This is a genomic window from Bordetella genomosp. 5, assembly GCF_002261475.1.
In the GTDB taxonomy this organism is placed as follows: domain Bacteria; phylum Pseudomonadota; class Gammaproteobacteria; order Burkholderiales; family Burkholderiaceae_B; genus Bordetella.
This window is the reverse complement of the sequence record NZ_NEVN01000009.1, coordinates 481603-490175: the sequence shown is the minus strand read 5'-3', so window position 1 is coordinate 490175 and position 8573 is coordinate 481603. Positions and strand designations below refer to the sequence as shown.

9 protein-coding genes are annotated in these 8573 nt (G+C 67.8%); 5 read left to right on the top strand and 4 right to left on the bottom strand.

All coding sequences use genetic code 11. From position 1 onward, the window contains the following. The 5 genes from CEK29_RS18650 to CEK29_RS18630 all read left to right on the top strand — a co-directional run. Positions 1–1270, top strand: a protein-coding gene (locus tag CEK29_RS18650) for an IS3 family transposase (protein ID WP_440588335.1) whose coding sequence is annotated in 2 segments (ribosomal slippage) — positions 1–389 and positions 392–1270 — 1268 coding nt annotated over the 2 segments. Because the reading frame shifts where the segments join, the coding sequence is not laid out codon by codon here. This gene is flagged as partial in the annotation. A gap of 190 nt (positions 1271–1460) precedes the next feature. Then, positions 1461–2291 (top strand): FAS1-like dehydratase domain-containing protein, encoded by an 831-nt coding sequence (locus tag CEK29_RS18645; RefSeq protein WP_094858929.1) that lies wholly within the window; start codon positions 1461–1463, stop codon positions 2289–2291. Beyond that, on the top strand, positions 2288–3484 hold the full coding sequence (locus CEK29_RS18640; RefSeq protein ID WP_094858928.1) for a CaiB/BaiF CoA transferase family protein: 1197 nt from the start codon (positions 2288–2290) through the stop codon (positions 3482–3484). Before CEK29_RS18645 ends, CEK29_RS18640 begins: the two co-directional genes overlap by 4 nt. After that, a complete protein-coding gene (locus CEK29_RS18635; protein ID WP_094858927.1) occupies positions 3481–4317 on the top strand; it encodes an HpcH/HpaI aldolase/citrate lyase family protein in 837 nt (278 codons plus the stop codon). The genes CEK29_RS18640 and CEK29_RS18635 overlap by 4 nt, the downstream gene beginning before the upstream one ends. Beyond that, positions 4314–5219: a sugar kinase gene (locus CEK29_RS18630; RefSeq protein WP_094858926.1), complete on the top strand. Its 906-nt coding sequence runs from the start codon at positions 4314–4316 to the stop codon at positions 5217–5219. Before CEK29_RS18635 ends, CEK29_RS18630 begins: the two co-directional genes overlap by 4 nt. Position 5220: 1 nt before the next feature. On the opposite strand, the gene CEK29_RS18625 is transcribed toward CEK29_RS18630, so the two are convergent. The 4 genes from CEK29_RS18625 to hda are packed head-to-tail and all read right to left on the bottom strand — an operon-like array spanning position 5221 to position 8454. After that, positions 5221–5694: a 2-amino-4-hydroxy-6-hydroxymethyldihydropteridine diphosphokinase gene (locus CEK29_RS18625; protein ID WP_094858925.1), complete on the bottom strand. Its 474-nt coding sequence runs from the start codon at positions 5692–5694 to the stop codon at positions 5221–5223. Continuing rightward, positions 5691–7058 carry a polynucleotide adenylyltransferase PcnB gene (gene pcnB, locus CEK29_RS18620; protein WP_094802995.1) on the bottom strand — a complete coding sequence of 456 codons (1368 nt, stop codon included), beginning with the start codon at positions 7056–7058 and terminating at the stop codon, positions 5691–5693. Before pcnB ends, CEK29_RS18625 begins: the two co-directional genes overlap by 4 nt. Further along, positions 7058–7756, bottom strand: coding sequence for an HAD family hydrolase (locus tag CEK29_RS18615; protein WP_094802993.1), 699 nt, complete (start codon positions 7754–7756; stop codon positions 7058–7060). Before CEK29_RS18615 ends, pcnB begins: the two co-directional genes overlap by 1 nt. After that, entirely contained in the window at positions 7753–8454 is a 702-nt protein-coding gene (gene hda, locus CEK29_RS18610; protein ID WP_094802991.1) for a DnaA regulatory inactivator Hda, read from the bottom strand. Before hda ends, CEK29_RS18615 begins: the two co-directional genes overlap by 4 nt. Positions 8455–8573: the final 119 nt, after the last annotated feature.

Genomic DNA, 8573 nt, shown 5'->3' with positions numbered 1-8573 from the left:
TGGCGGCGCGCCACGAACTGCAACATTCGCTGGTCCGAGGATGGGTCGAGAGCTATCGCGTACATGGCTTAGCAGGTCTACGCCGGCAGTCAGGGGCTTATAGCGCAGCCTTCAAGCAGTCGGTGTTGCGCAAGATCCGCGACCAAGGACTATCGGACATCCAGGCCGCGACACTGCTGGGGATCCGCAGTTCAGGTCATATTGCGAAGTGGCGTACCCAGTATGATGCTGGGGGTATAGAGGCGTTGGCGCGCAAGCGTCCAGGAGCAAGCATGCCCCACAAATACCCCCCAGAGCCCGTGTCCAAGGACATGACCAAGGAAGAGCTTCTCGAAGAAGTTGCGAACCTGCGAGCGGAGTTGGACTACCTAAAAAAGCTCGATGCCTTGATCGAAGCGGAAAAGACCAAAGCGCTCGTTGGAAAGCGCAAGTGGTCCAAGGATTGAGGCATAAGCATCCGCTGGAACGACTGCTGCGTGTGGCCGAGCTGTCACGCAGCACGTTCTATTACCACCTGAAGGTGCTGGACGCCGCAGATCCGTACGCTGAGCTAAAGCAACGTATCGGCGCGATCTTCGCGCGTCATAAAGGCCGCTATGGCTACCGCCGTATCACGGCGGTTTTGCGTCAGGCGGGTGATCTGGTGAACCACAAAACGGTGCAGAAACTAATGCAGGCATTGGGCTTAAAGTCGCTTGTGCGCGCCAAGAAGTACCGGTCATACCGAGGCCAGTCACATCACGTGGCGACCAATGTGTTGGCGCGTGACTTCGAGGCCGCGCGTCCTCACGAGAAATGGGTCACCGACGTGACCGAATTTAACGTGCGCGGAGAGAAGTTGTACCTGTCGCCGGTGATGGACCTGTACAACGGCGAGATCGTGGCTTACGAGACCAGCCGACGACCGGTGTTCACGCTCGTGAGCAACATGCTGAAAAAGGCGCTGGCTCGGCTACGCCCGACGGACCGTCCTGTCCTGCACTCCGACCAAGGTTGGCAGTACCAGCAACCCACCTACCGGCACATGCTCGCAGCCCGGTCAGTAACGCAAAGCATGTCGCGTAAAGGAAACTGCCTGGACAATGCGGCCATGGAGAGCTTCTTCGGTACGTTGAAGGCTGAGTTCTTCCACCTCAACCGCTTCGAAGGTATCGAGCAGTTGCAGGCCGGCATCAGGCAGTACATCCGTTACTACAATCACGACCGCATCAAGCTCAAGCTAAAAGGCCTGAGCCCGGTGCAATACCGAGCTCAGGCCTTCGGGCTTTAGCTTCTGACCATCCAACTTCTGGGGGTCAGTTCACCCGGCGGGTTTTTTCATGGGCGCGCGCCGCGTTGCCCGAGCGCCCGGGACCACTTCGCAAAGCCGAAACCCCGCCTTGAGGAAAAACGAATTTACAAGGGTGGGGCAGGGCGGGCATGCTGCCAGCCTGACTCAGTTTCATCGAAGAGGATGTGCCATGAACGACGCCAACCCCGCCGATTGGATCGGCAGCACCGAACGCGTGGCCGACACGCTCGATCCGGTGCACGCCGCCCGCATCGCCGCCACGCTGGGGGAGCCGGCGCCGGCCGCGGGCGAGGCCCTGCCGCCGCTGTGGCAGTGGGCCTACTTCATCAAGGCGGTCGAGTCCGATGGGCTGGGCAACGACGGCCATCCGGCGCGCGGGGGATTTCTGCCGCCGGCCAATGACCGCAACCGCATGTGGGCGGGTGGCCGGGTCGAATTCCGCGAGCCGCTGCGTGTCGGCGTGCCGGCCGAGCGCGTGTCCACCGTGGCCGACGTCAAGGAAAAGACCGGCCGCACGGGCTCGCTGCTGTTCGTGACCGTGCGCCACGAGTATCACCAGGAAGGCCGCGTCGCCATCCAGGAAGAACAGGACATCGTCTACCGCCAGCCCACGCCGCCCAAGCTCGAGGGCAGCGAGCCGGCGCCGCAGGCTCAGTGGTCCGACACGATCGAGCCCTCCGCCGTGCTGCTGTTCCGCTACTCGGCGGTCACGTTCAACGGCCATCGCATTCACTACGATCATCCCTATGTCACCAGCACCGAGGGCTATCCCGGTCTGGTGGTGCACGGCCCGCTGATCGCCACCTCGATGGTGGCGGCGTTTCGCCGGGCCCAGCCGCGGGCACGTCTGTCGCACCTCAGCTATCGCGGCCTGCGCCCGCTCATCAGCCCCGCGCCCTTCCAGGCCGCGGGCGTCATCGTCGAGCCCGGTCTGGCCCGCCTGTGGGCGGAGCAGGGCGGCACGCTGGCGCATCAGGCCGAACTGAGGTTCGAAGCATGAGCGCGGCGCCCGGGATCCTGCCGCTCGAGGGCATCACGGTCGTGAGCCTGGAGCATGCCATCGCGGCGCCGTTCTGCACGCGCCAGCTCGCCGACATGGGGGCGCGCGTCATCAAGATCGAGCGTCCCGGTGTGGGCGACTTCGCGCGCGGCTACGACGAGCGCGTGCGCGGCCTGTCGTCGCACTTCGTCTGGACCAACCGCTCCAAAGAAAGCCTCGGGCTCGACCTGAAGCAGCCGGACGCCGCCGAGGTCATGGAGCGCCTGTTGGGCCAGGCCGACGTGCTGGTCCAGAACCTCGCGCCCGGCGCCGCCGCGCGCCTAGGTCTGTCGTTCGACGCGCTGCAAGCGCGCTTTCCTCGCCTCATCGTGTGCGACATATCCGGCTATGGCGAGGGCGGTCCGTACCAAGACAAAAAGGCCTACGACCTGCTGATCCAGAGCGAAAGCGGTTTCGTGTCCGTGACCGGCACGCCCGACGAAGGCGTGAAGGCGGGCTGCTCGATCTCGGACATCGCGGCCGGCATGTATGCCTACTCGTCCATCCTCAATGCCCTGCTGCTGCGCCAGCGCACGGGCGAGGGCAGCCGTGTCGACGTGTCGATGCTGGAGAGCATGGTCGAGTGGATGGGCTACCCGATGTACTACGCGTTCGACGGCGCCCCGCCGCCCGCACGCGCGGGCGCGGCGCACGCCACCATCTATCCGTATGGTCCGTTCCCCGTCGCGGGGGGCGACACCATCATGCTGGGGCTGCAGAACGAGCGCGAATGGAAGGTGTTCTGCGACCAGGTGCTGCGCCAGCCCGAGCTCGCGGCCGACGAGCGCTATGCCTCGAACTCCCGCCGCACGGCCAATCGCGATGCCTTGCGCGCGCTGATCGTGCACGCGTTTTCCACGCTCTCGATCGATGAGGTCACCGAGCGGCTGGAGGCCGCGCACATCGCCAACGCGCGCGTGAACGACATGCGCGGCGTCTGGAGCCATCCGCAGCTCGCCGCGCGCGATCGCTGGCGCGAGGTCGACAGCCCTGCGGGGCCGATCCCGGCCCTGCTGCCGCCGGCTGTCAGCAACCGCTACGAGCCGCGCATGGGCGCGATCCCCGCGGTGGGCGAAAACACCGATGCGGTGCTAGCATCGCTGGGATACGCGCCCGCTGAGGTGGCGCGCCTGCGTGCAGCGGAGGTGGTGTGATGGCGACAGTGATTCGAACCGCGCTGTTTGTACCGGCCAATCGGCCGGAGCGCATTCCCAAGGCCCTGGCGGCCGGCGCCGATGCCGTGATCGTCGATCTCGAAGACGCGGTCGAGCATCTCGGCAAGGACGCCGCGCGCGAGTCGCTCTGCGACTTCCTCGGCACCCATCCCGAGGCGCGCGTGTGGGTTCGGATCAACGACGCCAGCACCCCCTGGCACGAGGCCGACATCAAGGCCTGCCGGGGCCGCGGCAATATCACCGGGCTGCTGCTTCCCAAGGCCGAGAGCCTGGCTCAGGTGCGCCATGTGGCGCAGAGCGGCATCGCCGTGCTGCCGATCATCGAAACCGCGCAGGGCCTGATCAACGTGGCCGAGGTGGCCGCTACGCCGGGCGTCGCCCGGCTCGCCTTCGGCAGCCTCGATTTCGCGCTCGATCTGGGCCTGAGTCCCGACACCGACGGGGCCGACGTCGTGCTCGATCAGGCACGGGTCCAGGTGCTGTTGCACAGCCGCGGCGCCGGCCTGGCCCAGCCGCTCGACGGCGTGTTTCCCGGCATCCAGGACAGCTCCGGCCTGCGCGCCGCCGCGATGCGCGCGCGCGACATGGGCTTCGGCGGCATGCTCTGCATCCATCCGAATCAGGTGCCGGTCATTCACGAGGCGTTCCTGCCGCCGCTGGCCGACGTGGCCTGGGCGCGCGAGGTGCTGCGCGCCGCCAAGGAGAGCGGGGCCGCCGCCTTCAAGCTCGATGGCAAGATGGTCGATGCGCCGGTGATCGCGCGCGCGCGCCGCCTGCTCGAGCTCGCGGGCGAATCGCCGGCCGCGCGATGAGCGCCCGCGCGCTCTTCGTCGGCCACACCTATATCGACGTCACGGTGCTGGCCGAGCACTGGCCCACCGGCGACGACAAAGCCGTAGCGCAGGACTACGCCGTGTCGTTCGGCGGCAATGCGGTCACCGCGGCCTTTGCCTACGCCCGGCTGGGCGGCGCGCCCGACCTCATCTGCACCGAGGCGCCCGACGCCTTTGGCAGCCTGTTCGCCACGATGGCGCAGCGGCACGGTGTCGCGCTGCACGGCCGGCCCGTCGCCCGCTCTTCGTTGTCGTTCATCATGCCCAACGCGGGCCGGCGCGCCATTGTCCGCGCGCGCGATGACCACCATCTCGCCGGTTATCCGCAGCTCGATGTCGCGCCGTATCGCGTGCTTCATCTCGACGGGCATCAGCCCGACGCGGCGCTGCACTATGCGCGTGCCTGCCGTGAACGCGGCATCCTCACCTCGCTCGACGGCGGCGGTCTGCGCAGCAATACCGAAGAGCTGCTCCAGTACATCGATGTGGCGGTGTGTGCCGAACGCCTTTGCGAGCAGATGGGCCTGTCCGCCGAAGGCTTGCTTGCGCTGCTGCGTGGCCGCGGCTGCCGGGTGGGCGCCGTGACCCAGGGCGAGCGCGGCATGCTCTGGTACGGCGAGGACGGCGTGCTGCAGCGCCTGCCGGCGCTGGCCGTGCCGGCCGAGCAGGTGGTCGACACCTCGGGTGCCGGCGACGTGTTTCATGGCGCCTATGTGTGGTCGTATGCGTTGCGCCCGCAACTGCCCTGGATCGAGCACTTCCGCTGGGCGCGCGCGGCGTCGGCGTACAAGATCCAGCATCTGGGCAACGAGGCGGGCCTGCCGGGCCAGGCCGATGTCGAGGCGGTGCGGGCGCGCTATCCCGAGCGCGCACCGGCCTGATTCAGGCCAGCGGTTCGATGGCCTGATCGGCCACGCCGGCGATCAGGGCCGGCAGGGCGCCCTGCGGCAGGATCAGCGCGGGGGCCAGGTCGGCCAGCGGCCGCAGCACGAAGGCGCGCTCGTGCATGCGCGGGTGCGGCAGCGTGAGCCGGGGATGATCCAGCGTCACGCCTTCATAGATCAGCAGATCGAGATCGAGCGTGCGCGGCGCGTTGCGATAAGGGCGTTCGCGGCCGTGGGCGAGCTCGAGGCGTTGCAGGACATCGAGCAACGCCAGCGGCGCCAGCGTGGTGTGCAGCGCGGCGACCGCATTGATGAAGTCGGGGCCGGTCGCGTCGACCGGCGCGCTGCGATAGAACGGGGAGACCGTGACCGTCTCGATGCCCGGCGTGGCGCCGAGCTCGCCGGCCACGTGCCGCAGGGTCGCGGCGCTGTCGCCCAGGTTGGCACCCAGGCCGACGTAGGCGAGTGTCATTCGGCGGCCGGTGCCGAACCACCGGAAGAGCGGCGGCGGCGCGGGCGGCGCTTGCGCGTCGAGGCCGGCGCGTCGCCCGGCTCGCGCGGCAGGCGCGCGGTGTCTTCGATCATCTCGGCACGGGTGTCGTCGTCGGCGTTGGCCAGGTCCATCCACCATTGCGCCAGCACGCTGTCGAACTCGCCCGCGGCGGCACGCAGCTGCAGGAAGTCGCAGGCGGCGCGGAAGCGCGGCTGCTCGATCATGCGATAAATGGTCTTGCCGGCGCGGCGCTCGAAGCGCGGCTGCATGAACCAGATCTCGCGCATGTCCGACGAGAAGCGGCGCTGGATCGCGAGCTTTTCGGTCTGCTCGTCGAGCACCGAGTCGGCCGCCTGGATCAGCGCGGGAATGGTGTGCTCGCCATTGGCGCGCAGCTGCTTCCAGCGCACATCCACCAACTGCCACAGCAGCGCCGCAAACAAGAAGCTGGGGCTGATGCTCTTGCCCGCGCGCACGCGCGCGTCGGTGCGCTCGAGGGCCAGTTCGACGAAGTGTTCGCCGCCGGGCTGCTCCAGCACGACGTCGAGCAGCGGCAGCAGGCCGTGATGCAGACCTTCGCCGCGCAGCTGGCGCAGACAGTCCATCGCATGACCGCAGGTCAGCAGCTTGAGCATTTCGTCGAACAGGCGCGAGGCCGGCACGTTTTCGATCAGCGCGGCCATCGTGCGGATCGGCGCGCGCGTGGCCGTGTCGATGCTGCCGTTGAGCTTGGCCGCGAAACGCACGGCGCGCAGCATGCGCACCGGGTCTTCGCGGTAGCGCTTGACCGGATCACCGATGATGCGCACCTGGCGCTTCTTCAGATCCTGCACGCCCTGGTGATAGTCGATCACCTCTTCGGTGTGGGGATCGTAGTAGAGCGCATTCATCGTGAAGTCGCGGCGGGCCGCGTCTTCTTCCTGCGAACCGAACACGTTGTCGCGCAGGATGCGGCCGTGCTCGTCGGTCTCCTGGCTTTCGGTGGCGGGGGCGCGGAACGTGGAGGTCTCGATGATCTCCTGGCCGAACACCACGTGCACCAGCTGGAAGCGGCGGCCGATGATGCGGGCACGGCGGAACAGCGGGCGGATCTGCTCGGGCGTGGCGTTGGTGGCCACGTCGAAGTCTTTGGGTTCCAGGCCGACGATCAGGTCGCGGACGGCGCCGCCGACCACATAGGCTTCGTAGCCATGCTGGCGCAGCACTTCGCACACCTTGATGGCGTGGCGCGACACGTTGCGCCGGTCGATCCCGTGACGGTCATGCGGGATGCGCTGCGGCCCCCCTCGCAGGGCGGGGCCGAACAGACGTCCGACGAATTTTTTGATGGTCTCGGTGATCATTAGGACTTGGAATCTTCCATGTGGTCGAACAGATCCAGCACTTGCCAGCCGCGTTCGGCAGCGATGCTCCGCAGGCGCGGGCTGGGGTTGGTGGCAACGGGCTGCGTGACCACTTCGAGCAGCGGCACGTCGTTGACCGAATCGCTGTAGAAGAACGATTCGCTGAAATCGGCGAGCGACAGGCCGAGACCGGCCAGCCACTGGTTCACGCGCACGACCTTGCCTTCCTTGAAGGCCGGCGTGCCCTCGATGCGGCCGGTGTAGCGGCCGCCGAGATACTGGGGATCGGTGGCGATCAGGACCGGCACGCCGAACGCGCGCGCGATCGGCGCGGTCACGAAGCTGTTGGTGGCGGTGACGACCGCGCACAGGTCGCCGGCGGCGAGGTGGCGTTCGACCAGCTCGCGCGGACGCGCCTCGAAAGCCGGGCGGATCACCTGCGTCATGAATTCTTCGTGCCAGGCCGCCAGCTCGAACGGCGAGTGCGCGGCAAGCAGACCCAGCATGAACTCGGCCGCCTGCTCGGCGGTCAGCTCGCCGCGGTTGTACTGCTCCATCAGGTCGTCGTTGCGGCGACGCGCCTCGTCCGGGTCGCCGGCGCGGCCGGTGCGGGCCAGGAAGTCGGCCCACTGATAGTCGCTATCGAGCGGCAGCAGGGTGTGGTCCAGGTCGAACAGGGCGAGGCGGCGGGTGGTCATGTCGATGAGGAGTGGGGGTCTGCGAGCATGGCGCGCAACAGAGCGGTGGTGATCGGGCGGCCCGTGGCCAGCGAGTAGCGGTCCAGCGCGTCGAGCAGGGCGGCAAGCTTGCGGATGTCGCGCTCGTGGTGCGTCAACATCCAGTTGATGATCTCGGGCGCCAGGTGCAGGCCACGGTCGGCAGCCTGCGCGGACAGCGCCGCCAGCTTGTCGGCGTCGGACAGCGGATCGAGGCGGAACACGAGGTCCCAGCCCAGCCGCGTACGCAGGTCTTCGCGCAACGGCAGCGACATCGGGGCGCGGTCGCCCGATACGGCCAGCGCGAACGCACGGTCGGTCGCGGCGGATTCGCGCCAGCGATTGTACAGGGCGAACAGGCCGGCCTGCCGCCGTTCATCCATCCGGTGCACGTCGTCGACGGCGATGAACTTAGGCATCGGCGCCGTGGAATCGGCTTCGGCCAGCGTGCGCAGGGCCTGCAGGCCGCGCTCGGCATCGATGTAGATGGCGTCTTCGCGAGCGGTCAGGCCACGCAGCAGGTGCGAGCGGCCGCAACCGGCCGGGCCCCAGAGGTAGATGGCACGGCCGGCACGCAATGCGCGCGCCGCTGCCAGCGCCTCCCCGTTGGGGCCGGCAATATAGTTGTTCAGCGAGGGCGCTGGCGCAGGAAGAACGTCGAGCAGCAGCTGGCGGTTCATGAAATGGCGATAAATCGGGCTTCGGTACGCGCGGCCCGCGAAAGTCCACGGAAAGCCGGCCGCGCGCGGCCAACCCCGAACTTTAAACCACGGCGGGCGGTATGTCGCGCGCGCGCTAC

Excerpts from the sequence above, each read along its gene's own strand:
- CEK29_RS18645 (WP_094858929.1), top strand. The coding sequence starts at position 1,461 with ATGAACGACGCCAACCCCGCCGATTGGATCGGCAGCACCGAACGCGTG.
- CEK29_RS18640 (WP_094858928.1), top strand. The coding sequence starts at position 2,288 with ATGAGCGCGGCGCCCGGGATCCTGCCGCTCGAGGGCATCACGGTCGTG.
- CEK29_RS18630 (WP_094858926.1), top strand. The coding sequence starts at position 4,314 with ATGAGCGCCCGCGCGCTCTTCGTCGGCCACACCTATATCGACGTCACG.
- CEK29_RS18625 (WP_094858925.1), bottom strand. The coding sequence starts at position 5,694 with ATGACACTCGCCTACGTCGGCCTGGGTGCCAACCTGGGCGACAGCGCC.
- pcnB (WP_094802995.1), bottom strand. The coding sequence starts at position 7,058 with ATGATCACCGAGACCATCAAAAAATTCGTCGGACGTCTGTTCGGCCCC.
- CEK29_RS18615 (WP_094802993.1), bottom strand. The coding sequence starts at position 7,756 with ATGACCACCCGCCGCCTCGCCCTGTTCGACCTGGACCACACCCTGCTG.
- hda (WP_094802991.1), bottom strand. The coding sequence starts at position 8,454 with ATGAACCGCCAGCTGCTGCTCGACGTTCTTCCTGCGCCAGCGCCCTCG.